At 65.9% G+C, this 26499-nt stretch carries 26 protein-coding genes; 12 read left to right on the top strand and 14 right to left on the bottom strand.

Annotation, left to right across the window (positions count from 1 at the left end; genetic code table 11):
* Nucleotides 1–6: 6 nt before the first annotated feature.
* The 4 genes from ntrB to ASC68_RS06900 all read right to left on the bottom strand — a co-directional run bounded on the left by ntrB (nucleotide 7) and on the right by ASC68_RS06900 (nucleotide 4629).
* A complete protein-coding gene (ntrB, locus tag ASC68_RS06915) occupies nucleotides 7–891 on the bottom strand; it encodes a nitrate ABC transporter permease (protein WP_055876896.1) in 885 nt (294 codons plus the stop codon).
* A 76-nt stretch (nucleotides 892–967) separates the two neighbouring features.
* Complete coding sequence (locus ASC68_RS06910) at nucleotides 968–2272, bottom strand: CmpA/NrtA family ABC transporter substrate-binding protein (protein WP_055876893.1); 1305 nt, start codon at nucleotides 2270–2272, stop codon at nucleotides 968–970.
* A 546-nt stretch (nucleotides 2273–2818) separates the two neighbouring features.
* Complete coding sequence (locus tag ASC68_RS06905) at nucleotides 2819–4030, bottom strand: CmpA/NrtA family ABC transporter substrate-binding protein (protein WP_055876891.1); 1212 nt, start codon at nucleotides 4028–4030, stop codon at nucleotides 2819–2821.
* A gap of 2 nt (nucleotides 4031–4032) precedes the next feature.
* On the bottom strand, nucleotides 4033–4629 hold the full coding sequence (locus ASC68_RS06900; protein WP_055876888.1) for an ANTAR domain-containing protein: 597 nt from the start codon (nucleotides 4627–4629) through the stop codon (nucleotides 4033–4035).
* 141 nt (nucleotides 4630–4770) lie between these two features.
* Between ASC68_RS06900 and ASC68_RS06895 the strand changes: the two genes are divergently transcribed.
* From ASC68_RS06895 to ASC68_RS06875, 5 genes are all read left to right on the top strand, one after another.
* Entirely contained in the window at nucleotides 4771–5919 is a 1149-nt protein-coding gene (locus ASC68_RS06895; RefSeq protein ID WP_055876885.1) for an ROK family transcriptional regulator, read from the top strand.
* Nucleotides 5916–6686, top strand: a complete 771-nt coding sequence (locus ASC68_RS06890; RefSeq protein ID WP_055876882.1) for an ATP-binding cassette domain-containing protein — start codon at nucleotides 5916–5918, stop codon at nucleotides 6684–6686. The genes ASC68_RS06895 and ASC68_RS06890 overlap by 4 nt, the downstream gene beginning before the upstream one ends.
* Nucleotides 6687–6726: 40 nt before the next feature.
* Nucleotides 6727–7767 (top strand): sugar ABC transporter substrate-binding protein, encoded by a 1041-nt coding sequence (locus ASC68_RS06885; RefSeq protein ID WP_055876879.1) that lies wholly within the window; start codon nucleotides 6727–6729, stop codon nucleotides 7765–7767.
* 207 nt (nucleotides 7768–7974) lie between these two features.
* Complete coding sequence (locus ASC68_RS06880; RefSeq protein ID WP_055876876.1) at nucleotides 7975–8970, top strand: ABC transporter permease; 996 nt, start codon at nucleotides 7975–7977, stop codon at nucleotides 8968–8970.
* Entirely contained in the window at nucleotides 8967–9773 is an 807-nt protein-coding gene (locus tag ASC68_RS06875; protein WP_055876873.1) for an SDR family oxidoreductase, read from the top strand. Before ASC68_RS06880 ends, ASC68_RS06875 begins: the two co-directional genes overlap by 4 nt.
* A gap of 146 nt (nucleotides 9774–9919) precedes the next feature.
* On the opposite strand, the gene ASC68_RS06870 is transcribed toward ASC68_RS06875, so the two are convergent.
* From ASC68_RS06870 to ASC68_RS06850, 5 genes are all read right to left on the bottom strand, one after another.
* The gene (locus ASC68_RS06870; protein ID WP_055876870.1) at nucleotides 9920–10552 is read right to left on the bottom strand and encodes a GNAT family N-acetyltransferase; all 633 of its coding nucleotides are present in this window, start codon (nucleotides 10550–10552) and stop codon (nucleotides 9920–9922) included.
* Nucleotides 10542–12023: a beta-N-acetylglucosaminidase domain-containing protein gene (locus ASC68_RS06865; RefSeq protein ID WP_055876868.1), complete on the bottom strand. Its 1482-nt coding sequence runs from the start codon at nucleotides 12021–12023 to the stop codon at nucleotides 10542–10544. Before ASC68_RS06865 ends, ASC68_RS06870 begins: the two co-directional genes overlap by 11 nt.
* Nucleotides 12024–12028: 5 nt before the next feature.
* A complete protein-coding gene (locus ASC68_RS06860) occupies nucleotides 12029–12868 on the bottom strand; it encodes a carbohydrate ABC transporter permease (protein ID WP_055876865.1) in 840 nt (279 codons plus the stop codon).
* On the bottom strand, nucleotides 12852–13682 hold the full coding sequence (locus ASC68_RS06855) for a sugar ABC transporter permease (protein ID WP_156384658.1): 831 nt from the start codon (nucleotides 13680–13682) through the stop codon (nucleotides 12852–12854). The genes ASC68_RS06860 and ASC68_RS06855 overlap by 17 nt, the downstream gene beginning before the upstream one ends.
* Nucleotides 13683–13758: 76 nt before the next feature.
* Entirely contained in the window at nucleotides 13759–15048 is a 1290-nt protein-coding gene (locus ASC68_RS06850) for an ABC transporter substrate-binding protein (RefSeq protein ID WP_055876860.1), read from the bottom strand.
* Between the two features lie 213 nt (nucleotides 15049–15261).
* Between ASC68_RS06850 and ASC68_RS06845 the strand changes: the two genes are divergently transcribed.
* The 5 genes from ASC68_RS06845 to nudC all read left to right on the top strand — a co-directional run bounded on the left by ASC68_RS06845 (nucleotide 15262) and on the right by nudC (nucleotide 18623).
* Nucleotides 15262–15996, top strand: a complete 735-nt coding sequence (locus ASC68_RS06845; protein WP_156384657.1) for a GntR family transcriptional regulator — start codon at nucleotides 15262–15264, stop codon at nucleotides 15994–15996.
* Nucleotide 15997: 1 nt separating this feature from the next.
* Nucleotides 15998–16735, top strand: a complete 738-nt coding sequence (locus tag ASC68_RS06840) for an SIS domain-containing protein (RefSeq protein ID WP_055876856.1) — start codon at nucleotides 15998–16000, stop codon at nucleotides 16733–16735.
* A 138-nt stretch (nucleotides 16736–16873) separates the two neighbouring features.
* On the top strand, nucleotides 16874–17272 hold the full coding sequence (locus ASC68_RS06835) for a RidA family protein (protein WP_055876854.1): 399 nt from the start codon (nucleotides 16874–16876) through the stop codon (nucleotides 17270–17272).
* Nucleotides 17269–17508 carry a YdeI/OmpD-associated family protein gene (locus ASC68_RS06830; protein WP_055876851.1) on the top strand — a complete coding sequence of 80 codons (240 nt, stop codon included), beginning with the start codon at nucleotides 17269–17271 and terminating at the stop codon, nucleotides 17506–17508. The genes ASC68_RS06835 and ASC68_RS06830 overlap by 4 nt, the downstream gene beginning before the upstream one ends.
* A 155-nt stretch (nucleotides 17509–17663) precedes the next feature.
* A complete protein-coding gene (gene nudC / locus ASC68_RS06825; protein ID WP_156387271.1) occupies nucleotides 17664–18623 on the top strand; it encodes an NAD(+) diphosphatase in 960 nt (319 codons plus the stop codon).
* Nucleotides 18624–18797: 174 nt separating this feature from the next.
* Here nudC and ASC68_RS06820 read toward each other — a convergent pair whose 3' ends face one another.
* The 3 genes from ASC68_RS06820 to epmA are packed head-to-tail and all read right to left on the bottom strand — an operon-like array spanning nucleotide 18798 to nucleotide 21702.
* Nucleotides 18798–19622, bottom strand: a complete 825-nt coding sequence (locus tag ASC68_RS06820) for a carbohydrate-binding family 9-like protein (protein ID WP_055876843.1) — start codon at nucleotides 19620–19622, stop codon at nucleotides 18798–18800.
* Nucleotides 19619–20686, bottom strand: coding sequence for a lysine-2,3-aminomutase-like protein (locus ASC68_RS06815; protein ID WP_055876840.1), 1068 nt, complete (start codon nucleotides 20684–20686; stop codon nucleotides 19619–19621). The genes ASC68_RS06820 and ASC68_RS06815 overlap by 4 nt, the downstream gene beginning before the upstream one ends.
* Nucleotides 20683–21702 carry an EF-P lysine aminoacylase EpmA gene (epmA, locus tag ASC68_RS06810; protein ID WP_248310504.1) on the bottom strand — a complete coding sequence of 340 codons (1020 nt, stop codon included), beginning with the start codon at nucleotides 21700–21702 and terminating at the stop codon, nucleotides 20683–20685. The genes ASC68_RS06815 and epmA overlap by 4 nt, the downstream gene beginning before the upstream one ends.
* Nucleotides 21703–21894: 192 nt before the next feature.
* Between epmA and efp the strand changes: the two genes are divergently transcribed.
* Nucleotides 21895–22467 (top strand): elongation factor P, encoded by a 573-nt coding sequence (gene efp / locus ASC68_RS06805; protein WP_055876832.1) that lies wholly within the window; start codon nucleotides 21895–21897, stop codon nucleotides 22465–22467.
* Between the two features lie 121 nt (nucleotides 22468–22588).
* On the opposite strand, the gene ASC68_RS06800 is transcribed toward efp, so the two are convergent.
* The gene (locus ASC68_RS06800) at nucleotides 22589–24028 is read right to left on the bottom strand and encodes a UdgX family uracil-DNA binding protein (RefSeq protein ID WP_055876831.1); all 1440 of its coding nucleotides are present in this window, start codon (nucleotides 24026–24028) and stop codon (nucleotides 22589–22591) included.
* On the bottom strand, nucleotides 24028–25269 hold the full coding sequence (locus ASC68_RS06795) for a putative DNA modification/repair radical SAM protein (RefSeq protein WP_055876828.1): 1242 nt from the start codon (nucleotides 25267–25269) through the stop codon (nucleotides 24028–24030). Before ASC68_RS06795 ends, ASC68_RS06800 begins: the two co-directional genes overlap by 1 nt.
* Nucleotides 25270–25470: 201 nt before the next feature.
* Between ASC68_RS06795 and ASC68_RS06790 the strand changes: the two genes are divergently transcribed.
* Entirely contained in the window at nucleotides 25471–26421 is a 951-nt protein-coding gene (locus ASC68_RS06790; RefSeq protein ID WP_055876825.1) for a ring-cleaving dioxygenase, read from the top strand.
* Nucleotides 26422–26499: the final 78 nt, after the last annotated feature.

Raw genomic sequence — 26499 nt, 5'->3', positions numbered from 1 at the left:
CCTCGCTCAGTTCGCGGCCGTGCCGCGGGTGATGAAGGCGCCGAAGCCGGCAACCAGGCGATCGAGCATGAAGCCGATCACGCCGATATAGACCAGCGCCACGATGATGTCGGGCAGGCGCGACGAGTTCCACGCATCCCAGATGAAAAAGCCGATACCGACCCCGCCGGTGAGCATTTCCGCCGCGACGATGGCGAGCCAGCTCAGCCCGATGCCGATCCGCAAACCGGTGAAAATGTACGGCGCCGCGGCCGGCACCATCACCTTGAAGAAGAACTCGATCGGGTTGAGCCGCAGGATTGCCGCGACGTTCCGGTAGTCGTTCGGGATGTTCCGCACGCCCACCGCGGTATTGATGATCACCGGCCACACGGCGGTGATGAAGATGACGAAGATCGCCGAGGGGTGGCTATCGCGGAACGCCGCCAGCGACAGCGGCAGCCAGGCCAGCGGTGGCACGGTGCGAAGGATCTGGAAGATCGGGTCGAGCCCGCGCATCGCCCACACCGATTGCCCGATAAACGCCCCGACCGCGACGCCCACCAGCGCGGCGAGGCCGAAGCCGACAGCGACCCGCTGCAGCGAGGCGAATACCCGCCAGGCGAGCCCGATATCGCCATTGCCATAGTCGAAGAACGGGTTCCAGATCAGCTCACCCGCCTGCTCCCACACCACCGATGGCGGCGGCAGCGAGGCGCCCGGCGTCGAGCAGGCGATCTGCCAGATCAACAGGATCAATAGGATTACGATCAGCGGCGGCACGATGGAGCGCGCGACGCCGGTAGCGACCTTCTTCATGTCGATCCTGCGGCTGGCGGGCTGTGCCGGAAAGGCGAACACCTTCGCCTTCTTGGCCGGCACGACGGTTTCGAACTGGGCCTCTGCACTCATGCTCGCGGGGTCCGTTACTGAATGAGGGAAAAAGTGGCGCCGAGCCGGGGTTGGGCCCGGCGCCAGTCAGGGGACATCAGCCGAGTGCGGTGATCGCCAGGCTCTCGAGATACGCAGACGGGTTTTCGGGATCGAACACCTTGCCGTCGAAGAAGGTCTCCGGCCCGCGCGAGCTTGAAGCCGGGATATCGGCTGCCGCGACGCCGAGTGTCTTCGCCGCATCGCGCCACAGGTCCTCGCGGTTCACTTGGTCGACCAGCGCCTTCACGTCGGTTTCGGCCGGCAGGTACCCCCAGCGGATATCTTCGGTGAGGAACCACGCATCGTGGCTCTTGAACGGATAGGACGCATGGTCCTTCCAGAACTTCATCTCGAGCCCGGTAGCGGCGACGACCCGCCCATTGCCGTAATTGATGTCGCCCTTCAGCCGCCCCAGCACATCGGCCGGCGGCACGTTGAACCAGCCGCGTTTGCCGAGGATCTGGCTCAGCTCTTCCTTATTGGCCATGTCGTCGGCCCACTGCGCCGCCTCCATCACCGCCATCAGGATGGCGCGGGTGGCGATCGGGTTCTTCTCGATGAAATCGGTCCTGAGCCCCAGCGCCTTTTCCGGGTGCCCCTTCCACAGTTCACCCGTCGACGCCGCGGTAAAGCCGATCCCCTGGTTCACCAGTTGCTCGTTCCACGGCTCGCCGACGCAGAAGGCGTCCATGTTGCCGACCTTCATATTCGCCACCATCTGCGGCGGCGGCACGGTGATGGTGGAAACTTCGGTGTTGGGGTTGATGCCGCCGGCGGCGAGCCAGTAGCGGATCCAAAGGTCATGCGTGCCGCCCGGGAAGGTCATCGCCACGGTGACTTCCTTGCCTTCGGCCTTGCGCTTGGCGAACACATCCTTCAGCGGCGAGCTGTCGAGCCCGACGCCGACATCCTTGTAGGCCTGCGCTACCGAGATCGCCTGGCTGTCGAGATTGAGCCGCGCCACGATCGACATCGGCAGCGGCACGTTGTTCTGCGTCACCTTGCCGGTCGAGATCAGGTAGGGCATCGGCGTCAGGATATGCGCCCCGTCAATGCCGTTGGCGGCGCCGCCCAGCACCAGGTTGTCGCGCGTCGCGCCCCAGCTGGCCTGCTTCAGCACTTCGACATCGGGCACGCCATGCTTGGCAAACAGCCCCTTCTCTTTGGCAATGACCAGCGCCGAGGCGTCGGTCAGGGCGATGAAGCCGAGCTTGGCGCCGGTGACTTCAGGGCCCGCGCCTTGGGCAAAGGCGCCCGAGGGGAACAGGGTTTTGGCCGCCACGAGCGTTGCCGCGGTGGCCGTAGTGCCCGCGAGGAAAGCCCGGCGGGTGAGGAGGGAGGTGGTGGTCGATTTGGTCATCAAGTCTCTCCGAGTGATGCGATCAAGCCGGCGCCCCGAAGTGCCCCTCGGCCCCAAAACGACAAAGCCGCCAACAGGTCTTGCACGCTGGCCCGAAGACCAGTCGGCGTTCCCGTTGGCGGCTTTGCCTGTCGTGGGGCGCCCACCGTTGGACGCCGAATGATCGCGATTTTGCGTTCGGAGAACACAATGCACGCGCCGTGCCAAACTGGCCTGAGGCTATTAGGTGTGTGATTCCAGGTGGTTAGACTGTTGGCCGAAAATTGGGCAGGAGCGGAAACTGCTCAATCAGAATCCACTTACTCATGGTCTGCACACGAGATAGGCACTTTTCAAGTATGCCTATCGTTTGCTCAACGCCGGAGGTGACGGTGCCGGGGCCACCTGACTGATAGAAACGGCCCCCTCCCGGCCTCCCCCATGAAGGGGGAGGTGAAGAGCCGAGGCTGTATCTCGATTGTGCCGAATACTCGATGCGGCACCTCCCCCATCATGGGGAGGATGGGAGGGGGCCGTCTGCTTCAGTGGTCAACCGAGTCGCGGCGCTTAGGCCGCCCGCTGCGCCGCGATATACGCCTCGACCTCGTCCGGATCGAACTGCACCCCGTCGAAGAACCCGTCCGGCCCGATGACCAGCGTCCCCGCTGTCGAGGGCACCTCGGTCGGGGCCGCCAGCAGCCCCTCGACCTTGCTGTCGGCGAGCGGCATCGGCACCCCGAGCGGCGTCAGCGCCGAGCGGTAGACATCCGGCCGGAAGGTCATTGCGGCAGCGCGGGCCCGGTCGGCGGTATGCTCGACCTCGCCCCAGCGCACCATCTGGCTGTAGAACCACGCCGCGTGGCTGGTCCATGGGAAGTTGGCCGCCCCGGCATAGGGGACGAAGTGCTCCGGCACGCTTGCCGCCACCCCACCGCCGATATCGAGCTGCCCATTCAGCGCCGGCAGGATCTGCTCGGCCGGCAACCCGAGATAATGCGGCGCCGCCATGATGGCGGCGATCTCTTGATGGTTGGTGCTCTCGCCGCACCACACCGCCGCATGGTGCACCGCGCGGATCAGCCCGGCGACGATCTCGCTATTGGCCTCGGCCCAGTGCGCCCGCATGCCGATCACCTTGTCGGGGCTCGAGCGCCAGATGGCGGCCTTCACCGTGGCGATATGCGCCCCGGCATTCTTCACCCCAACGGTGTTCCACGGTTCGCCGACGCAGTAGCCATCGATGCCGCCCGAGCCGAGCGCCTCGGGCAGCAGCGGCGGTGGCAGCACCACGATCTCGATATCGCGCTCCGGCACAATGCCGCTCGCCATCAGCCAATAGCGCAGCTCGTAATTATGCGACGAGGTCTGATGCACCACGCCGAACCGCAGCTTCTGCTCCGACGACGCGACCACCTGCTTGAGCGCCGCGCCGACCGGCCCGGCCGCCAGCGTTGCCGGCGCCCCGGCATCGGCCAGCCGCGCCCAGAGTGCGGCGCTCACCGTCACCCCGTTATTGCCCAGCCCCAGCATCATCGGGGTGATCATCGGCACCGATAGCGGGTTGAGCCCCAGCGTCGCGGCGATCGGCATCGGCGCCAGCATCTGGGCGAAATCGAAATGCCCCAAAGCCGCCCGGTCGCGGATATTGGCCCAGGAGGTCTCCTTGACCAGATGCAGGTCCAGCCCCTCGGCCGCCGCGAACCCCTTCTCGCGTGCCAGCACCAGCAGCACGCTATCGAGCAAGGGCAGGAAACCGGCGGAGAGGGCAATGAGCGACATGATTATTCCTCTGGGCCGAGCAGGCTGTCGGCCGTCACCAGGCTCTGGGCAATATCGACGATGCGGCGGTTCTGGTTCATCGCGGTCTTGCGCAGCAACTTATAGGCATCCGCCTCGCTGAGACCGCGCGTACGCAACAGGATTGCCTTGGCCTGGTCGATGACCTTGCGATCCTCGAGCTCGCTGCGCGCCTGCTCCAGCTCCCGCGTCAGCCGGGCGAAGGCGTTGAAGCGGCTCACTGCCATATCGAGGATCGGCTTCACCCGCTCCTTCTTCAGCCCGTCGACCACATAGGCCGAAACCCCCGCCTCCACCGCCGCCTCGATCGCCGAAGCGTCCGAGCGGTCGACAAACATGGCGATCGGCTTTTTCAGCGCCCGGCTCAGCGTGAAGAAATGTTCCAGCCGGTCGCGGTTGGGGTTCTCGAGGTCGATCACCACCACGTCGGGCATGTCGCGCTCGATGACGCGCGCCACCTCGTTGATCTCGTTGACCACGGTGACCCGGGCATGCCCGGCCTCGCGCAATCCGTCCTCGATGATCGAGGCACGGATGCGGTTCTCGTCGATCACCAGAATGGCGAGGTCCTGTACCGGCATGGGGTGTTATCGGCATGTTCGAGCTGCACAATCAAGCGCCGCTTTCGCAACCCTGCTCATCATTTCAGCGGCGATTTCTGAATTCCATTTGACTTAATAAATCCGCCGTCACAGTCTCCCCGCCAGCCTAGGAGGGACGCCTTGGGCCTGAGGGGGACGAACCAGGAATTCGGACGGCCGTACAACCGGCGCATCGTCCTTGAAGCCATCCGCGCGACTGGCCCGACCACCCGTGGCCGCATCGCAGCGGAGGTCGGCCTTACCGTACAGACCGTCTCCACCATCATCCGCGAGCTCGAAGAGCAGGGTTACATCCTCTCCAACCGCGAGGAGCCGCGCGGCCGCGGCCTGCCGCCGACGACGCTGCGCATCAACCCCGAGGGCGGCTACGCCATCGGGGTCTACATCACCCCGCTCGGGCTCGACGCGGCACTGATCAACCTCGCCGGCGACGTCGTCGGCTCGGTCCACAGCAATGCCGCTCGTTCGAGCCCGGACGAAGCCTTCACTCTGATCGGCAGCATGGTCACCGACCTGCGCGCCCTGCGTGGTGGCGCCCGGATGCTCGGCGTCGGCCTGTCGCTGCCCGGCCCGTTCGGCGTCGAGTCGATGAGCTTTGTCGGCCCCACCACCATGGTCGGCTGGGGCAATGTCGCGCTGCGCGAACGGCTCGCCGAAGTCACGGGCCTGCCCGCCTTCATCGAATCCGATATGGCCGCCGCCGCGTTGGGCGAGCGGCTCTATGGCCGTGGCGCCGAGTTCGCCGATTTCTACTACCTGTTCATCGGCGTCGGCCTCGGCGGCATCATGGTGCACGAGGGAGTGGGACAGCGCGGCGCCTGGGGCAATGCCGGCGAGATCAGCCACATCCCGATCGTTCCCGATGGCGAGCTTTGCCCCTGCGGCAATCGCGGCTGCCTCGAGCGTTACGTTTCGCTCGAAGCCTTCAACCGGCGGGGGCTCGGCGAGGCCGCCTATGCCGACGCCATCGGCCCGCAACTGCGCGCCGCCCTCATCACCATCGAGAACCTGTTCGATCCCGAGACGGTGATTCTTGGCGGCCTGGCGCCACCGAGCCTCAGCGCGGAGCTCGCCCGCGTCGCCGCCAACCTGCCCAATTCGGTCTCGGCTCGCCACGACCGCAAGGCGCCACGGCTGATCATCTCCGATGGCGGCCCGCACACCGTGCTGCGCGGCGCAGCGGCGCTGGCGGTGGCCGGCGTGCTCTCGCCCCGCTTCGGCCAGCTCTTCGCTCCCGGCCAAACCCAGCTCAAGGGACTTGCTGCATGACCAGCTTCGCCCCCCTGCTCGTCCTCGACGACATCAGGAAGAATTATGGCGCCATCGAAGCGCTGAAGAGCATCAGCTTCACCATCGGCAAGGGCGAAGTGGTGGCGCTGCTCGGCGACAATGGCGCCGGCAAATCGACCCTGGTGAAGATCATCGCCGGCGGACTCGAACCCACCTCCGGCCGGATGACCTTCGACGGCCGCGACTTCCTCGCGAGGTCTCCCTCGGAGGCCAAGGCCGCCGGCATCGAGACGGTCTACCAGGACCTGTCGCTCGCCACCAATGTCGATGTCGTCGCCAACTTCTTCATGGGCCGCGAGCTCACCAGGAAGGTGCTCGGCATGTCGGTGCTCGACGAAAAGGCCATGGAGGCCGTCGTCGCCAAGGCGCTCGCCAGCGCCGGCACGAAAATTCCGTCGCTTCGCACCAAGGTCGAGCACCTCTCGGGCGGCCAGCGCCAGGCCATCGAGCTCAATCGGTTCGTGCATTGGGGCGGCAAGCTCGTGCTGCTCGACGAACCCTTCGCCGCACTCGGCGTCGAGCAGACCCGCCGCGGCCTCGAGATGATCCGCGCCGTCGCCAACCAGGGGATCGGCGTCGTCATCATCACCCACATCATGCAGCAGGCCTTCCAGGTCGCCGACCGGATCGTGGTGATCCGCCAGGGCGTCGTGGCCGGCGATGTTGCAACCAAGGATACGAGCCCCGATGCGGTGGTCAACATGATCACCGGGGAAACCCTGGCCGCTGCCGGAGCGGCCGGTTGAGGGGCAGAACAGGGAAATCCGGCACCAAGGAGCGAACGAAATGAAGCGAATACTTCTATCCGTCTTCGGCGTTCTGGCAGTGGCTCTGGCCCTGCTGACGCCGGCCTTCGCCCAGACCAAAGGCAAGGTCTATTACCTCGTGCCCACCCTGCTCGACGAGTTCCAGACCGGCTCGGTCTCGGCGCTGGAAATGTTCCTGAAGCAGGTCGGCTATGAGATGCAGACCCTCAATGCCGACAACAAGACCGACGTCCAGCAATCCCAGATGAACGACGTCATCGCGCTGAAGCCGGCGGCCATCATTCTCGCCGCCGTCGATTTCAATGCGCTGAAGCCCTCGATCGAAGCGGCCATGGCCGCCGGCATCCCGGTGGTCGAGTTCGACCGCCAGATCACCTCGACGCCGTCGTCATTCACCTCGGTCGCCGGCACCGTCGAGATCGGCTATGTCGCCGCCGAAGTGGTCGGGGGTCTCCTCACCAAGAAGAACGGCGCCGTGAAGGGTAAGGTGCTGCAGGTGCTCGGCGATCCGGGCGACCCCTACACCCTCGATATCCAGAAGGGTTTCGAGGAGAAGATGGCGGCCTACCCGGACGTCAAGATCATCTCACTGCCGGCGCTCGGCTGGGCCGCCGATGCCGCGGGCACCATCGTCAACGACCAGCTGCTGGCCAACCCCGATATCGACCTGATCTTCAACCACGCCGCTCACCTTTCGGTCGCCGCTGCCGCTTCGCTGGAAGCTGCCGGCAAGAAGCCGGGCGACGTGCTGATGCTCTCCTCGAACGGCGCACCGGTCGGCCTCGACCTGATCCGCAAGGGCTGGATGCAGGCCGAAGTCGAGCAGCCGCTCTACGCCCAGGCCGCCGCCGTCGCCATGTTCATGGACAAGATCGTGAACAAAGAGGAGATCAAGGCCGGCTCCTACGACGTGCTGGGCCTCCCCTCCACCGTGACGATCGAAGCCTGGGGCCCCAACATCAAGATCCCCGGCGCCGCCATCACGGCCGAGAACATCGACAACCCGGCCTTCTGGGGCAACCTGAAGCCCCCGACGGATACCGTGAAGTCGGTGGAATAAGCAGAGCTCAGAGCGGCAAAACACCGGCCCCTCCCTCCCCCTTGTGGGGAGGGTAGCGAAGCAGGAGCTTGGGCGCAGCCCAAGTCCGTTGCGCAGCTGGGTGGGGGGAGGCCCCGAGCTCTGAGCGTGTGGCCACCCCCACCCTTGATCCCTCCCCACAAGGGGGAGGGAGACCCGACTGCAAGCACCCGTCACCGGAACCCCAGCATGAACCCCAACACCCGCCGCGCCCTCGAGTTCATCCTCGATAACCTCGTCTGGTTCATGCTGCTGTTCGTGCTGCTGGTGTTCTCGATCTTCGTGCCGAACTACTTCCAGCCCGGCATCTTCGCCAACATCATCGAGGCGTCCTCGGTGCTCGGCGTCATGTCGATCGGCCTCGCGCTGGTGATCATCGCCGGCCACATGGATCTGTCGGTCGAATCCGTCGCGGCGCTTTCCGCCATGGCGGTCGGCATCGTCTTCTGCTCGGCAGGCATCGGCATGGGCGTGCAATTGACGCCGGATTGGCTCGGCGTTCCGGTCTCGCTGATCATCGCGCTGGCCGTCGGCAGCGCCATCGGCGCCTTCAACGGCCTGCTGATCGTCAAGCTGAAGATGAACGCCTTCATCGTCACCCTCGCCTCCTACATCTGGGTGCGCGGCGTGGTGCTGGCGCTCTCCGGCGGCCGCTCGGCGCAGGACCTGGCGCCCGCCATTCGCTGGTTCGGCGTGCAACGCCTGCTCGGCCTGCCGCTCACCGCCTGGATCGCTATCCTCTGCTTCGTGGTGTTCTCGCTGATCATGGCCAAGAGCCGGTTTGGCCGGCACCTCATCATCATCGGCGGCAACCAGAACGCCGCCTTCCGCGCCGGCATCAAGGTCGACCGCATCCTCATCACCTCGTTCGTGCTCGCCGGGGCCATCGCCGCGCTCGCCGGCTGGCTGCTCGCCATCCGCACCTCTGGCGCCACCGCCAATCTCGGCATGGGGCTGCTGTTCAACGCCTTCGCCGCGGTGGTGATCGGCGGCGTCAGTTTGAAGGGCGGCGTCGGCGCCCTGCCCGGCGTCTATGCCGGCGTGCTGCTGCTCTCGGCCATCAACACCGCCATCAACCTGATGGGCCTGCCCGCCACCTCCACCCAGGTGATCCATGGCCTCCTGGTGCTCGCCGCCGTGCTCCTCGACACACTGAAACTCTCGATCAGGCAAAAACTCGCATGACCAAACGACTTCAAGGCAAGACCGCGCTCGTCATCGGAGCGGCGCGCGGCATCGGCAAAGCTATTGCCGTCCGCTTCGCGGAAGAAGGCGCCAACCTCATTGTCGCCGACACCGAGCGCGAGGCCGGCGCGGCTACCGCAGCTGAGCTCGGCGCGCCCTTCATCTTCACCGATATCTCGAAGCTCGCCGACGCCGAGGCCGCCGTCGCGCTGGCGCTTGAGACCTATGGCCGGCTCGATATCCTGGTGCAGAACGCCGGCATCTACCCCTGGCAGCTGCTCGAACAGACTTCCGTCGATGACTGGGATCGAGTGATGGGGGTGAACCTGCGCGGCAGCTTCATCGCCGCCCGAGCCGCGCTCACCCCGATGAAGGCCCAGGGCTATGGCCGCATCCTCTTCACCTCGTCGATCACCGGCCCGCATGTCACCAGCCCGGGCCACGGCCACTACTCGGCCACCAAGGCCGGCATCAACGGCTTGATCCGCGCCGCCGCGCTCGAGTTCTCCGGCTACGGCATCACCGTCAACGGGGTCGAACCCGGCAACATCCTCACCGAAGCGGTGCAGCAGCACCGCTCGCCCGAGTTCCTCAAATCGATGGAAGACGCGATCCCCCTCGGCCGCCTCGGCAGCCCCCGCGACGTCGCCAACGCCTTCCTGTTTCTGGCATCGGACGAAGCCAGCTACATCACCGGCACGACGATCATCGTCGATGGCGGCCAGCTGCTGCCGGAGGGGAACGACTTCAGGATCATGCCGGATCGGGATTTAGCCGGTGCGTGGGGCCACCCCCACCCTTGATCCCTCCCCACAAGGGGGAGGGAGACACTTTCTGCGGCTTCGGTTCAATCGTCTCCCTCCCCTTGATGGGGAGGGCAGCGCAGCTTGGCGGCTCAGCCGCCTAGCGAAGCTGGGTGGGGTGGGGCCGCTCGCGCAACCGGTAGTCCCTACAGCCCCACCACCATGAACGTCGTGTGCCGCGGCAGCACCGGGTCCTTCAGCACCTCGAACCCGAGCTTCCTGTAAAAGCTCTGCGCGCCGCGGTTCACCGGGCTCACCTGCAGGTGCATGCCCCGCGCTCCCGCCCGCTTCAGCTTTGCCATCACATGCTCCATGCCGCGCCGGCCGATCCCCCTGCCGCGCGCCTCCTCGAGCAGGTCGATATGGCCATGTGCCGGATAGCGGTGCAACACCTCGGGGTAGACGAATTCGGGATGACGGATTGCGTATCGCGCCCAGTCGCTCCCCTGCCACCGGCTCTCGTCCGGCCCCGGATCGGCGAGCCGTGCCGCCAGCGGCGGAAACCACTCCGCCGCCATTCTCTTGTAAATTCCCGGCGTATCCGGCGCCCCGAAGATATAGCCGCAGACCCCGTTCGGCCCATCAACCACGAAGGCGAAATCCGGCTCGTACACCTGGTAGGGCACGGCGTAGATCAGCCCGAGCAGGTCCGGATCGTCCTCGCGCGCGGTCGCGTCCTTGCCGCTGTCGCCCGTGCGTAGGCACACCATGTTGAGCGCCGCATGGTCCTCGGCCAGTGCCCCGCGGAGCCGGTAGCCGCCACCGAAATCAAGCACCATGCCGGTAGCGCCCGCTGCCGTCGCGCGGCAGCAGCTCCTGCACCGCCACGGTGAAGCCCTGCCGGTAGAAATTGTAGATCCTGTCCTTGTCGGGGAACTCGGCGCCGCGCGGCGGGTCGCCCGCCAGCCAGTCGAGATAGGTGACGAGATGCGTCATCTCCTCGCGCGCTTCCCACAGATAAGGGTGGAAGGCGTAGAACAGGTCGCGGTTCTCGAGCTCGGTCATCCGGTGGAACAGGGCGATGATGCGGTCGCGGAACTGCACCAGCGCCTCATGCCCATCCTGCCAGCTCTCGTTGCGCACGTCCGGCCGCTTCTCGCTCATCAGCCGCCGCGCCGATTGCAACAGGCCCTCGACCTGCGGCCCGCAGCGGAACGGCTGGTAGAACAACTCACCCAGCAGCCGGATCTCTTCCACCGTCAGCGTCTCGGTCTGCCCGGTAAAGGCCAGCCGGAAGCGCGGCTGCCAGGCCTTCAGCGCCAGCGCGAAGGCCGAGGCCTCGTCGTCGGAGCCGGCGGCAAAGGCGCCGGTCGCGTGCACCGGCACGAAGTTCGCCTCGAACTCGTTATTGGGGTTGGTGATGATCCCGTCGATCAGCGGCAGGATATCGGCGTGCCGGCCGCCCAGCGGCCCGGCATAGACGCGGCGGATATCGTAGTCGTTGGCGTGGAAATTCTCCCAGATCACCGGCTTGCGCCGCAGCACCCGGCCGACTTCGATGAGGCTCTCGGCGCTGATGGTCTTCGAAACAATATCCGGCCCGGTCCAGAACACCCCGATCTCCGGGTGGAGCTCCGCTCCGATGCTGTTGAGATAGGCTGAGCCCGGCACGTCATGCCCGGCGAACGCTGCGCAATATTCGGTCGGGCAGAACAGCACGGCTGCTCCGGGAACCCGCGCCTTGACGTGCTTGAACGCCTCGTTGGCGAAGTAGCTCTGCGCCGCCGCGAAGGAGGGGAAGGCCCGCTCGTCGGCCGGCATCATGGTGCGCGGGATATCGTCGAACAGCAGCGCGAAATGCGTCACGCCGAGGTCCAGGAGCTGGTCGAGCCGGCGCTTCAGCGCCTCGAGGTCGCTTGCGTCCGAGTAGACGACATCGAGACACGGGGCGATCGCCACCATGAAAATGAGCTGCCGCGCCCGTGCCGCGTCGACCAGCTCCTGGAGGGCTACGGCTTCCGCCGCGTTGTAGAGTTCGCGCCAGCGGGCGCGGATCTTGATGTCATCCTTGGGTCCGTAGACGAAGCTGTTCATCCCGGCATTGGCGATCCAGTCGAGCATCTCGATCCGCTGCGGATGCGTCCACGCCCGGCCGTAAAAGCCTTCGATGACGCCGGAGAGGAACGTGGTTGGCACCCTGGCGCGCCCGGCCCCTTGTCGATCCGGCTGATCCAGCAGCACATCCAGCGACCAGCCGGAAAGCCCCGGCGGCGATGCGGTGACATCAGGAAAGTCGTGAACAGTTCCCATCTGGTTCAGTCCATCGCTGTTGCGGTGAGCCCGGCGATCACATGCCGTTGCAGGATGAAGTAGAGGATCAGGATCGGCACGGTGGTGATGGTCAGGGCCGCGAACACCAGCGAATAGTCGGTGCTGTGGTAGCCCGAGAACCGCACCAGCCCGACCGGCAGGGTGCGCTGCGCATCGTCGGTGATGAACAGCAGCGCGAAGAGCAGCTCATTCCACACGCTGATGGTGTTGAGCACCACCATGGTCAGCATCGCCGGCCACACCATCGGCACCGACACATGCCAGAAAATTTCCCAGGTATTGGCGCCATCGAGCCGCGCCGCTTCTTCCATGTCGGGCCGGATCGAGATGAAATAGGCCCGCATCAGGAACACCGTGAAGGCCAGTTGCCAGGCGGCCCCCGGCAGGATCAGCGCCCAGGGGGTATTGAGCAGATGCATGTCGCGCAGCTGCGTGAACAGCGCAATGGCGACCGAAGGCGGGGGCAGCAGCAACCCGATCAACAGGATCCGGTACATCAGCTTCCGGCCCGGAAACTCCAGCCGGGTAAAGGCGAAGGCGGCCGCCGTGGCGAACAGCACGCACATGCTCACCGCGACCAGCGTCACGAACACCGAGTTGAGATAGAGCGTCCCAAGCCCGCCGACCTGCCAGGCCTCGATGAGGTTCTCCCAGCGCCACTGCGCCGGCAGCGCGAAGGGCGCGCGGAAGATCTCGCGGTTCGATTTGAACGACGAGTAGACCATCCAGATCGCCGGATAGAACATGACGAGGACGATCGCGCCGGCCACGCCGAACTGCAGCCATTCGGCCGTGCTGCGACGCCGTTCAGTAGCGCGTGACATTGCCGCGCTCCGAAATCTTGAGATAGGCGATCGAGATCAGCGAGACGACCAGCGTCAACACCACGGTGAGCGCCACGCCATAGCCGATCTGGTTCTGGTCGAAGGCCTGCTTGATGATCCAGGTCGCCGGCACTTCCGTCGCTCCGAACGGCTGCCCGTTGGTCATGGTGAAGAACAGGTCGAACCCGGCAAAGCCGCCGGTCACCGCGAGGAGGATGCAGACGATGACGTTCTGCTTCAGCATCGGCAGGGTGATGGCAGTGAACTGCTGCACGCCATTGGCGCCGTCGAGCCGCGCCGCCTCGTAGAGGTTGCGCGGAATGCGCCTGAGCGCCGCAAAAAAGATCACCATGTAGAAGCCGGCATATTTCCAGCCCGAGACGATGCAGATGAATAAGAGCGCCGTCTCCGGCTGCGCCAGCCAGGGCTGCGCCCAGTCGCCGAGCCCCACCGAGCGCAGCGTCGAGTTGAGCAGCCCGGTGCGGTAGTCGAGCACGAACTTCCACAGGACGCCCGCCGCCGACATCGACAGCACCACCGGCGCAAAGAACATGCCGCGCATCAGCGAGAAGCCGCGCCGATCGGAGTTGAGCAGCACCGCCATCACCAGCCCGAACGTCACCTCGAAGACGAGCGTCGCGGCGATGTAAAGGACGACATGCACGAACGACATCAGGAATGTCGGGTCGGTCAGCGCCCGGGCGAAGTTGGCGAACCCGGCCCAGCGCGGCGCGCTGAACCCATCCCAGAAGGTGAAGGCATAATAGACCGACGCGCCCAAAGGCAGCAGCACGAAGGTCGCGAATAACAGCATCGCAGGCGCCGCGAACAACAGGTTCGCGGCGCCGGTGCTGATAGGGGCCGAGCGGTCTTGCAAAATATGGCGCCGGTTACTGCTTGCCCATGGCGGCGAGCGTCTCGTCGAGCCAGACCAGCGCGTCCTTGGCGCTCTTCTCACCCGAGGCGGCAAAGGCGGCAGCCTGGTAGAAGGCCTCGGCGACCGGTACCGGATACTTGTTGTCCGGTGGCGGCACGATGCCCGAGGCACCGCTCATCAGCGCCAGCATCGCCTGGGTCTGCTCGTCGAGCTTGGCCTTGTCGCTGACCCCCTGCACCGGGCTCATCTGCCCGCTCTCGGCCCACTTGATCTGGCTTGCCTCAGAGGTCAGGAACTTGAGGAACTTGATCGCTTCGGCCGGATGCGGCGCGTTCTTGTGGACGACAAGGCCGGTGATGGTGCCGATCACGCTGTTGGCCAGCGGGTGCCCCGGATCGATCACTGGCGTGTTGAACTGGCCGTATTCGAAGCCCTCGTCGGCGAGGTTGGCGGTCTCCGACACCAGCCACGAACCGATCGGGTGCATCACTGCACCTTCCTGGAAGAACGTCGCCATCGCCGGGTCAGCGCCCAGCGCCTGCATGTCCTTGTTGAAGGCCCCGACATCGTGGAGACCGACCAGGAGGTTCAGCGCCTTCTCGAACTCAGGCGTGTTGAACGGCGCTTCCTGCTTGAAGGCGGCGATATAGGCGTCCGGCGGCACCACCATGGCGGCGATGTGGCCGGCCCAGTTGCCGAGCGGCCAGAACTCGTTATTGCCCTCGACGATCGGCGTCTCGCCCGCCTCGGCCAGCGTCTTGTTGAGCGCCACGAACTCGTCCCAGCTCTTGGGCGGCGTCAGGTTGTGCTCGGCGAAGATCTTCTTGTTGTACCAGATGGTGTTGGTCAGATCGAGCGACAGCGGCACCAGGTACGGCTTGCCGTCGACCATGGTGCCGGCGCCATCGGTCCACACGGCCGGCGAGAAGCTATCCTTCCAGCCATCCGCCGCCATCGCTTCAGTGAGGTCATAGGCATAGCCGGCGGCGACGTCGCGCTGCACCGGGAAGCCCGCCCACTCGAAGAAGATGTCTGGAACCTCGTTGCTCTTCAGCTGGGTGATCAGCCCCTGGTTGGAATACTGATCGTCGTCGAAGACGATCTCCTTGATCTTGATGTCGGGATTGGCCGCCTGGAAATCGGCAATGATCGAATCGAGCGCCTCGCGGCTCGCCCCGCCGGTGATGGAGTGCGTGAAGCGCACTTCGGTCTGCGCCATCGCGGCCGTGCTCAGCAGCAGCAATGCGGTCGCTGTAGTCAGCGCCAACCTTTTGGTCGTCAGCGCCAATCTTTTGGCCATCATCGGTAACACCCTGTTTTCGCCCCAAATCTCTTGGCAGTTATCTCCCTGCCAACTGGTATGTTATTGGTTTAAACCAGTTTGTCCAGCGCTCAAACTTCCGGCGAAGTTCCACGCTAAGGCGCTTGCAAGTTTCCGCGCAAGCCGCTTGCAAACGCCAGTCCAAAATCATACCAGTTGCGCGAGAACAACCACGGCTCACTGGTCGGAGGACGCTTGGACTTTTACGCGGCGGTACGCGAACGGATGGAGGCCCGGCATGGCCCCTTGGGCGAGCGCCTGCGCAACGCGCTGACCGCCGTGCTCGATTCTGGCGCCATCGCCCCGGGCGAGTCGCTGCCTTCCGAACGCGAAATGGCCGAGGCGCTCGCCGTCTCCCGCTCGACCCTGCGCCAGGGGCTGAAGGAACTGGCGCAGCAGGGCATCATCGCCACCCGGCCGGGCGCCGGCACCGTAGTGGTCGGCCGCATTCCCAAGGCGCTGTCGCAGCTCTCGGGCTTCACCGAAGACATGCGCCAGCGCGGGCTCGAGCCGACCTCGCGCGTGCTCGAATGTTCGATCGGCCGGGTCGGCGCCGATGCCGCCTTTCGCACCGGCCTGCCGCTCGGCTCGCCCATTCTCACGCTGGTCCGCCTGCGCCTTGCCGGCGGCGAGGCCATAGCGCTCGAGCGCGCCGTGGTGCCGGTCGAAGCCGTGGGCGCCGATTACGATGGCTCGGGCTCACTTTACGAACGCATGGACGCGCGCCACGCCCGTCCGCACCGCGTGCTGCAGAGCCTCTCGGCCACCGAAGCCGACGAGACGCTTGCCGCCCAGCTCGGCATCCGGCCGGGCGCCGCGGTGCTCGAAGTTTCACAGCTCGGCTACGGCCTGTCCGGCACCGTCGTCGAGGATGCAATGACCTGGTATCGCGGCGATCGGTACAAGTATGTCGGCGAGATCAGAGGCTAGAATGACCACCCCGCGCCAGCGCTATCGCGACCAGCTCGCCATCATCTTCGACCGCATCCTCGGCGAGCAGTCCGCTGCCCTCGACGCGGCCCGTGACGCCGTCGCCACGGCGCTCGGCACCGACCACCTGGTCTATGTCGCCGGCTCCGGCCACTCGCATCTCATCGCCGAGGAGGCTTTTTACCGCGCCGGCGGCATTGCCGCGGCGCAGGCCATTCTCGATCCCGACCTGATGCTGCACCTCGGCGCCGAGCGCTCCACCCTGCTCGAGCGCGAAACCGGCCGGGCCGAACGGGTCCTCGCCGACTATCCGGTCGAGGCGGGCGACGTGGTGTTCATCGCATCCAATTCCGGGCGCAACGCCTATCCGATCGAAATGGCGCTCGCCTGCAAGGCCCGTGGCGCCACCACCATCGCGCTCACCTCGCTGCGCCACGCGCGCGCCATCACCTCGCGCCACGACTCGGGCAAACTCCTCTATCAGGTGACCGATCTCGTCCTCGACAATGGCGGCGAATACGGCGATGCCGCTCTCAGTGTCGGTAACGACATCCGCATGGGACCGACCTCGACCATCGCAGGGGTGTTCATTCTCAACGCCGTGCTGGCAGAAGCCGTCGACCAGCTGTCGCATAACGGTGTCGAGGTTGATGTTTATCAGAGTGCAAACATGCAGGGCGCGGAAGCCGCTGCAGAGGAAATGATCCGCCGGTGGCAATCGCGGATCAGGGGGCTGTAGGGTCGTCCGGGCAGGCGACTCTACAGCCTCGACCGGTCTAGCCGGGGCGTGGCGCGGTAATAGAATACCGCGAACTCTGCTGACCTCAGCTGTCAGCAGCCCGGCGGCAGGTTTGGGCGTCAACCAAGGAGACGTCCCATGCCCGTCCAGCACCTCAACCCCGAGACGCTGCATTCCAATCCGGTGTTCACCCAGGCTATCCTGGTGCCGTCAGGCGCGCGCACCCTGCTGATCGGCGGCCAGAATGCCGTCGACCGGCACGGCCAGGTGGTCGGCAAGGGCGACGTCGCTGCCCAGTCGGCACAGGCGCTCGGCAACCTCAAGGCGGTGCTCGACGCCGCCGGAGCCCAACTCGAGGATCTCGTGAAAGTCACCGTCGTCATCGACCAGCAGGCCGATCTCCGCGCTGCCTTCGGCGCCTGGATGAACTTCTGGGGCGCCCGCACCAACCCGCCCACCGTCACGGTGCTGCGCGTCGCCGGTCTCGCCAACCCCGACTACCTGATCGAGATCGAGGCCCAGGCGGTGCTCGCATGAGCCCGGCGCTGCGGCCATTGCGCAAGCGCGAGGAGATGCCGGACTTCGTCCGCGACGCGCTGGACCGCTCTGGCCTCCGCGCCGCCTACGACGCCCGCCCACCCTACCAGCGCAACGATTACCTGCTCTGGATCAACAAGGTGAAGCGCGAGTCCACCAAGTACAAGCATCTCGCCCAGATGCTCGAAGAACTGGAGGTCGGCGGGGTCTATATGGGGATGAAGTGGAACGGCTGAGCGGGTCGGGCCGGCACAGACGGTGAGCTCCCCTCCCCCTTGAGGGGAGCGGAGCCCGCGGGCTGTGACAGAGAACAAATGTCACAACCGTCCCTCCCGCTTGCAGCCCGCGCCGCATCCCCCTACACCCTCCCGGACCAACTGGAGGGGCAGCAGTGGACTACGCGTTTGCATTCAAGCCGGGCGAGCTCGATCGCGTCGCGCACCTGCGCACCACCGACGGGACCCGCATCGATCCGCGCGCCAGGACGCTGGTGTTCTGGCGCGGCAAGCTGCTCGCCGATGCCGAAGGCCGCCCCGCTGCGGTGCCGCTCGATCACCCTGCCCTTTCGGACAGCCGGGAGGCGCCGCTGTTCGTTGGGCTGACGCCCGAGGGCCCGCGCTTTGCCGCCGACCTGCCGCTCTGGTCGCCGCCCGAGGACGCCACCACCATCGGCCAGTTCATCGACCAGACGCAGCAGGTCCACCCCGGCTTCCCCGAGAGGAAGTTCGTAGAAATCCGCGGGCTGATGCCGACCCTTACTCGGCTCGAAGGCGAGAGCGTCGCCACCGGGCGCGCGTTGATCAGCTGGCATTCGAGCCACCGCTTCTGCGCCAATTGCGGAGCGCCGAGCGCCGTCGAGAGCAGCGGCTGGGTCCGCAAATGCCCGCAATGCGGCACGCAGCATTTCCCGCGCACCGACCCGGTGGTGATCATGGCCATCACCCGCGGCGATCTCTTGCTGCTCGGCCGCAGCCCGAGCTGGCCCGAGCGCATGTATTCGCTGCTCGCCGGCTTTGTCGAGCCGGGCGAAACCATCGAAGCGGCGGTACGGCGCGAAACGCTGGAAGAAAGCGCCATCAAGGTCGGCCCGGTCCGCTACGTCTCCTCGCAACCCTGGCCGTTCCCGATGTCGCTGATGTTCGGCTGCCAGGGCGACGCGCTGAGCGAGGCGATCACCATCGACCCGGTCGAACTCTCCGACGCCCGCTGGGTCACTCGCCGCGACGTGCTCGAAATCCTCGCCGGCACCCACCCCGAAATCAACCGCCCCCGCCCCGGCGCCATCGCCGGCGCCCTGATCGAAGCCTGGGCCCACGGGAAGCTGCTCGACCCGGATTATTGGGGGAATTGAGGAGTTCGCATGCCTGCCCCTACCGCCGGCGCGGGCTGACCCCCACCCCTGTCCCCTCCCCGCAGGGGGGAGGGAGACGTCAGTCTCGATGCTGGTGTGTGGGTCTCCCTCCCCATTCTTAGGGGGAGGGGACAGGGGTGGGGGTCAGCCCGCACCGGGCCCAGCCATGACTCGCTACCCCTCGCTCCCCACTATCTTCGTCGAAAAATGCACATACGGGAACAGCTCCGGTACGTGCGAATCCCACACCCCGTGCGCGCTCCAGGCCCAGCCGCCGGAATCCTCGGCGGGCTTGGCGGCGCGGTAGGTGTTGAAGCGCGAGAAATCCATCCGCCAGGTATCGCCGTCGCGCGGCGGCAAAGCGCGGCCGTCGGTGGCGAGCCAGCCCAGGCTGGCCCAGGGAATGGCAATCTCCGCCGTCCAGCCGCGATCCCGGTCGGCATTGTCGTTGAGCGTCCCGTCGATCGACGCCGCGGCCCTCAGCCCCGGCATGTCCCAGCTGAACAGCCCGAGCCGCGTTCCCCTGGGATGCTTGTCGAACCCCACTCCGTTCCAGGGCTTGGCGCCCGGTGCGCTGCGTGAAAACTCTGCCGCCTTGCTGAAGCCAGCCCGCTCATAGGCATCGTCCCAGACGAAGAACGCCTCGTAGATCGTCCCCAGCGCATTGAGCTCGAGCTCGTAATAGGCATCGGCGCCGGCGACGAACAGCTCGACGTCGTTCTCGCTCCAGATCAGCGCATCACGCTCGGTGAGCTTGGCCTCGACGAACGGCTCCTCCACCCAGAACCCGACATAAAGATGCGTGTCGTCCCACAGCACCGCGGCGTGCGTGTCATGCACCGTCGGCTTGCCGCTGATCAGGTCGACGAACCGCGGCGAGCGCGGCGCCAGCCCCCAGCTTGCGGCGTCGAGCCGGCCATCGATCGCCGGCGGCTCGGCCACCCGATAGGCGGTGTAGTGCTGAATGTGCTCCTCGGGCCACGGGAAGGGTGATGTCATGGCGCCTCGTAGCTCCCTGCGGGCGGATAGGCATGCACCCCGCCCTGCCAGTCCGATACCGCATAACTGCCGTCGCCCGTCGCCTCGACATTGCTCGCCGCGATCGGCGCCTTGCCATAGCCGCCGGGGATATCGAGCACATAGGTCGGCTGGCAGAGCCCCGACACCCGGCCGCGCAGGCTTTTGACCAGCGCCTGGCCCTCGGCGATCGACAGCCGGAAATGCGCCGTGCCCGGCGCCAGGTCCGGGTGGTGCAGGTAGTAGGGTTTGACCCGCATTTCGACGAAGCCGCGCATCAGTTCGGCCAGCACATCGGGATCGTCGTTGATGCCACGGAGCAGCACCGACTGGCTGAGCATCACCACGCCCGCATCGACCAGCCGCCCGGCCGCCGCCCGCGCCGCCGGGGTCAGCTCGCGCGGGTGGTTGGCGTGCAGCGCCACATAGGTGGTCTTGCCGCTGGCCTTGAGCGCCGCGATCAGCTTGTCGTCGACCCGCTGCGGTTCCACCACCGGCACGCGGCTATGGAAGCGCACGATCTTGACATGTGCGATATCCTTGAGCCGGACCATCATCTCCTCGAGCCGCCGCGCCGACAGCACCAGCGGATCGCCGCCGGTGAGGATCACCTCCCAGATCTCGGGATGGTTGGTGATGTAGCCGATGGCGGCATCCATCGCCTCGGGCGCCAGCGTCCCGAGCCCTTCCGGCCCGACCATTTCGCGGCGGAAGCAGAACCGGCAATAGACCGGACAGACATGCACAGCCTTGAGCAGCACCCGGTCGGGATAGCGATGCACAATCCCCTCGACCGGCGAGTGCGACAGGTCGCCGATCGGGTCGGCCCGTTCCTCCGGCGTGGTGCTGAGCTCAGCGATATCAGGCACGAACTGCCGGGCGATTGGATCGTTCGGGTCCGCCCGGTCGATCAGCCCCGCCATGTCAGGCGTCACCGCAATGGCATAGCGCTTCGCCACCGCTTCGGCGTCGCCGAGGCGGTCTGCTCCGAGCAGGCCGGCCGAGACCAGGTCCTTCGCCGTCCGGATCGCGCGATCCTGTTTCATCTGTCGCCTCCGACCACCGGCACCCACAGCACATCCTCGATCCGCCGCGCCCCGACCGCCAGCATCACCAACCGATCGAAACCGAGCGCCGCGCCGCTGGTTTCATCCATCAATGGCAGTGCTGCGAGCAGATCCTCATCCAGCGGGTAGGTTTCCCCATAGAGCCGTTGTTTCTCGTCCATCTCGGCGGCAAACCGACGGCGTTGTTCTGCCGCATCGGTGAGTTCACCAAAGCCGTTCGCCAGTTCCACCCCGCACGCGTAGAGCTCGAACCGCTCCGCCAGCCGGCGGTCATCTCCTGTCCGCCTGGCCAATGCGGCTTCCGCTGCCGGATAGCGATCCAGCACCGTCACCCGCCCCAATCCCAGGTTCGGCTCGACCTTTTCCACCAGCACGCGGCTGAACAGGTACGACCAGGTGTATTCCCTCGGCACATCGAGCCCGACGCGCCGCATCTCGGCCGCCAGCGCCGCTGCATCCGTCTCGCCCGCCGCATTCATGGTCGCGAACAGGTCAACCCCGGCATAGCGCTCAAACGCCTCGACCACGGCCAGTCGCTCGGGCTCCGCGAACGGGTCGCACGCGCGATCGCGGAACTTGAGCGCCGTCACGCCCGTCGTCTCAGCCGCAATCCGCAGCAGGTTGATGCAATCGGCGATCACCGCGTCATACGGCTCCCCCGCCCGATACCACTCGAGCATGGTGAACTCGGGGTGGTGCAAAGCGCTCCGCTCGCGATTCCGCCACACGTGTCCAAGGCTGGCGATCCGTCGCTCTCCCGCCGCAAGGAGCTTTTTCATCGAGAATTCCGGCGAGGTGTGGAGATAGAGTGTCTCCCCCACCCCGTCATTGCCGATCGCCGTGGTGGCAAAGGCATGCAGATGCGTCTCGTTGCCCGGGCTGCGCTGCAGCCCCGGCGGGTCAACCATCAGAAAATCCCGATCGGCGAGATACTTGCGCACCGCCAGCTCGATGCGGTTGCGCGCCAAGAGCGCCGGACGCCGGTCGGCATGCACCGAGGCCGTCCACCATGGGGAAACCGGCGGGACTGGTGAGGGGGCGGGCAAGGCTACGTCTTTCGGCTCGGGACTGGCGGTTTTCGCGGAATTAGGGTATCGGCGGCACCGATACATCAGATTAGCGCGTTCGGCCCGGCCTTTTGCTGCCGCTCTCTAGGCCCTCGCCAACCGTTGAACAAGGAAGAACTAATGGTCAAGGTCATCGCCTCGTCGCTGCGCAAGGGCAACGTCGTCGAGCACGACGACGGCAAGCTCTACATCGTGCTGGTCGCCGAGAACATCCATCCCGGCAAGGGCAACTCGGTGACCAAGGTCGACATGCGCCGCATCTCGGACGGCGTGAAGGTTGCCGCCAGCTGGCGCACCGTCGAAATGGTCGAGAAGGCCGACGTCGACGAGCGCGCCTACCAGTTCCTCTACCACGACGGCGAGGGCTACCACTTCATGGAGCCCACCACCTACGAGCAGATCGCCGTCTCGGAAGACGTGGTCGGCGATCAGGCCGCCTACCTCACCGACGGCATGGAAGTTTACATCCGCACCTTCGACGGCGTGGCGCTGTCGATCGAACTGCCGCAGCGCGTCAGCCTCGAGATCGTCGAGACCGAGCCGGTGGTGAAGGGCCAGACCGCGTCCTCCTCGTTCAAGCCGGCGACCCTCAACAACGGCGTCAAGACCATGGTCCCGCCCCATATCGGCGTCGGCACCAAGGTGGTCGTGATGACCGCCGACGGCAGCTACGTCGAGCGCGCCAAGGACTGACCTACGGCCGCGACGCGGCAAAATCGCTCCAGTGGAGCGATTTTAGCAGGTCAGGCCCGGAGAGCTACGCTCGCAGGGCTGCGATGCCGCCATACCCGCAGGACTTCTTACAATGGGGCACTCAGTGCCCCATTGCTTTTCGTACGTCCCTGAGGTCAGCGACAAACCGCTGGCGCTCCCGCTCTGCCTCCGCCCGGTCGGGCAGGCGCAGCAGATAAGACGGGTGCACCGTCGCAAACATCTGCGTCCCGTCGGCCAGCTCCGTGATCTTGCCACGCACCGCGCTCAGCGTCGCACTGCTGCCGGCGAGACTGGCGACCGCCGTCGCGCCCAGCGCCACGATCAGCTTCGGCTTTACGAGCTCGCGCTCGAGATCGAGCCAGAACTTGCAGGCCTTCACCTCGCCCATGTTCGGCCGCTGGTGCAGGCGCTTCTTGCCGCGCGGCACGAACTTGAAGTGCTTGACCGCATTGGTGACATAGGCCCGCCCGCGATCGACGCCGGCTTCGGCCATCGCCGCATCGAACACCTTGCCGGCCGGGCCGACGAACGGCTTACCCGCGAGATCCTCCTGATCGCCCGGCTGCTCGCCGACGAACATCACCTCGGCATGTTCAGGCCCTTCGCCGAACACCGGCTGTGTCGCCATCTCATAGAGCGGACAGCGCCGGCACTGCTCGATCGCCGCGCGCGCCGCCTTTAGCGAGGAGATCTCAACCTCGGGCGCGTCGTCCTCGACCTGCCGCTCCGCCCGCCGCAGGTGTTTCGATGATGGGATGCTGGCCTGCCGCGCGATCATTTCCGCCTCCGCTGCCCTGGCGCCGCGTATCAGGGAGGGAATGAGTTCGGCCTCGGGCAGGTTGCGCCAGTATTTGACCGGCATCTCGGATTTCATCATCGCCACCTTGAGCCGTGCCGGGTTGAAGATCGAAGCAAAGTAACTCTTCCACGCCCCCTCCATCGCATCCTCAGCCGGCACGTCCGCCTTGTGCCCACCCGGCCCGAACTCGAGGCTGTCGCCATCCCAGAACACCGAACGGTAGGGCGTGACGATCGCCCACATCATCCCGGTGAAGCGCCTGACGAAGAACGGCGCCACCCGCTCCAGCACGTAGTGTTCCGGCTCGAACCAGGCGACGAACCGTTCGAGCCCGGAATCGTCGGCGATCGACTTGAACCGCACGAACGCCTTGAGCTTGTGTGCGTCGCGCCGCACTGCCGACACCCGCCGGTCGAGCCGGCCAACATCGGGGTCCGACCGCGCCTCCATCAACGCCTTGTCCTTCTGCAACCGCCAGAGCAGCCGATAGAGCAGCGCGAAGCGCTCTGGATCGCTGTGGCAGATCCCCGCCTCGGCCCAATCGATGAAGCGCTGCGGCACCACCCCCACCTTGCGCTCGGTCACCTCGGCAACCGCGTCCTCGGTGACGAACAGATCCTGTGGCGTCGTCGGGTCGAGCCACACCACCTCATCCGGCGGCACGGCATCGAGCAGCAATCGCCGCGCCGCCGCCCGCCACTGGTCGAAATCGTTGAGCGCTTCGAGCCGCACCGAGCGCATCAGAACAACTCCAGCTGCTTTGGGGCCGGGGTCAGCTTCCCCCTGAGTTTGGCGTCATCGGTCAGTCCGCCGGGTGACCAATCGTCCGCTTCGACGAACGGCCGCAGCTTGTCGATCGATGCGGCCATCCGCGCCAGGTCGGCCAGCGTCAACCGGTGATGCCGCCGCGAGCTGAGGATGCGGTCGACCACCCTTACGCCGAGCCCCGGCACCCGCAGCAGGGTCTCCCGCGCCGCCCGGTTCACATCGACCGGAAACTGCCCGCGGTTACCCAGCGCCCAGGCGAGTTTTGGGTCGAGCTTGAGGTCGAGCAGCCCGTCCTCGCCGCCCGAAACGATCTCGTCGACGTCGAAGCCATAGAAACGGATCAGCCAATCCGCCTGGTACAGCCGGTGCTCGCGCATCAGCGGCGGCGGCGCCAGCGGCAGTTTCGAGCTCGCATCGGGGATCGGCGAGAACGCCGAATAATAGACCCGCTTCAGCCCATAGCCCGAATAGAGCGCCGCACTGCGGCCGAGGATGGTGGCATCGGTCGCCTGGTCGGCGCCGATGATCATCTGCGTCGATTGCCCGGCCGGGGCCAGCCTGGTCGGCTTGCGCTTGCCCTCGAGCTTGCCGTCCGGCCGGCTCTCCTCGCGCTTCAATTCGATATGCGCCATCGCCGTGCGGATGGCGCTCGGCTTCTTCTCAGGCGCCAGCGTCTCGAGGCTGATATCGGTCGGCAGCTCGATATTGGTCGAGAGGCGATCGGCGTAAAGACCGGCCTCCGCCAGCAGCTCCGGCGCGGCATTGGGAATCACCTTCAAATGGATGTAGCCGCCGAACCTGTGGGTCTCGCGCAGCGTGCGCGCCACCCGCACCATCTCCTCCATGGTGTAGTCGGGTGAACGGATGATGCCGGACGAGAGGAACAACCCCTCGATGTAATTGCGCTTGTAGAAATCGAGCGTCAGCCCGACCACTTCCTCGACCGAGAAGCGGGCCCGCTGCACGTTGGAGGACGAGCGGTTGACGCAATAGACGCAGTCATAGACGCAGAAATTGGTCAGCAGCACTTTCAGCAGCGAGATGCAGCGCCCGTCCGGCGCATAGGAGTGGCAGATGCCACTGCCCTCGGTCGAGCCGATGCCACCGGTCGCAAGGCTCGAGCGTTTCACCGAGCCGCTCGAGGCGCAGGACGCGTCGTATTTCGCCGCATCCGAGAGGATCGACAGCTTTCGCTGCAGGGTCAGCTGGGTCATCTGTTCACTTTATGTTCGCAACGGAGCTTGCCTCCGAGGCCTGCTGTGGAGCAACTCAAAAAGACATGTTCGGAAGTGATCGCGGAAACGCCACGCGCAGCATCGTTCAGGATTGCTGGACAATGCGTCGGCGTAGGGCAGCTATCTTGCCGGTCCCAGACCGCTTATCTGGTGATCACGAGCTTTCATCAGGAGGTCCACATGACCCTCGAACTCAAAGGCATTCACCACCTCACCGCCATTACCGCGGCGGCGCAGCGTAACGTCGAATTCTACACGCGCACGCTCGGCCTGCGGCTGATCAAGAAGACCGTCAACCAGGACGATGTCAGCGCCTATCACCTGTTCTACGGCGACGCGATCGCCTCGCCCGGCGCCGACCTCACCTTCTTCGATTGGCCGGCCGCCCCGAACAAGCGCGGCAACCACGAAGTGTCCCGCACCGGGCTGCGCGTCCATTCCGAAGCCGATCTCAGCTGGTGGAAGGAACACCTCAAGGAAAAGGACATCGCCTCGGGCAACATCAAGGAGCGTGCCGGGCACCTCTCGCTCGACTTCGAGGATTTCGAGGGCCAGCGCTTCCGGCTGATCGCGGACCCCAAATCGGCCCCGGCCCACCCCTGGGCGGAGAGCCCGATCCCGAGTGAACACCAGATTATCGGCCTTGGTCCGATCACCCTCGCCGTCCCCGATCTCCGCCGCTCCGAGCCGGTGCTGACCAAGGTGATGAACCTGCGCGAAGTCCGCTCCTACCCGGCGCGCGAGAAGAACGGCGAAATCCACGTCTTCGAGATGGGTGAAGGCGGCGCCGCGGCCGAACTGCATGTCGAGGTGAACCCCGACCTGCCGCAGGCGCGCCAGGGCGCTGGCGGCGTGCACCATGTGGCCTTCCGCACCCCCAACAAGGAGGAGTTCGACGAGTGGGTGAAGCGCACGGCTGAGTTCGGCGTCCGCTCCAGCGGCGAAGTCGAGCGCTTCTACTTCAAGTCGCTCTACTTCCGTGAGCCCAACGGCATCCTGTTCGAGATCGCCACCGACGGCCCCGGCTTCACCGCCGACGAGCCGCTCGAAACCCTCGGCCAGCGCCTGGCGCTTCCCCCGTTCCTCGAGGGTCGCCGGGCCGAGATCGAGGCTGGACTGAAGCCGCTGTAGGTTGCTCGCACCGGCCTCTCCGTCATCCTCCCCCGCGTGGCGGGGGAGGGGGACCAGCGAAGCTGGTGGAGGGGGCGA

This window comes from Devosia sp. Root105 (genome assembly GCF_001424865.1).
Taxonomy (GTDB): Bacteria; Pseudomonadota; Alphaproteobacteria; order Rhizobiales; family Devosiaceae; genus Devosia_A.
This window is presented reverse-complemented; position numbering and strand designations above follow the sequence as displayed.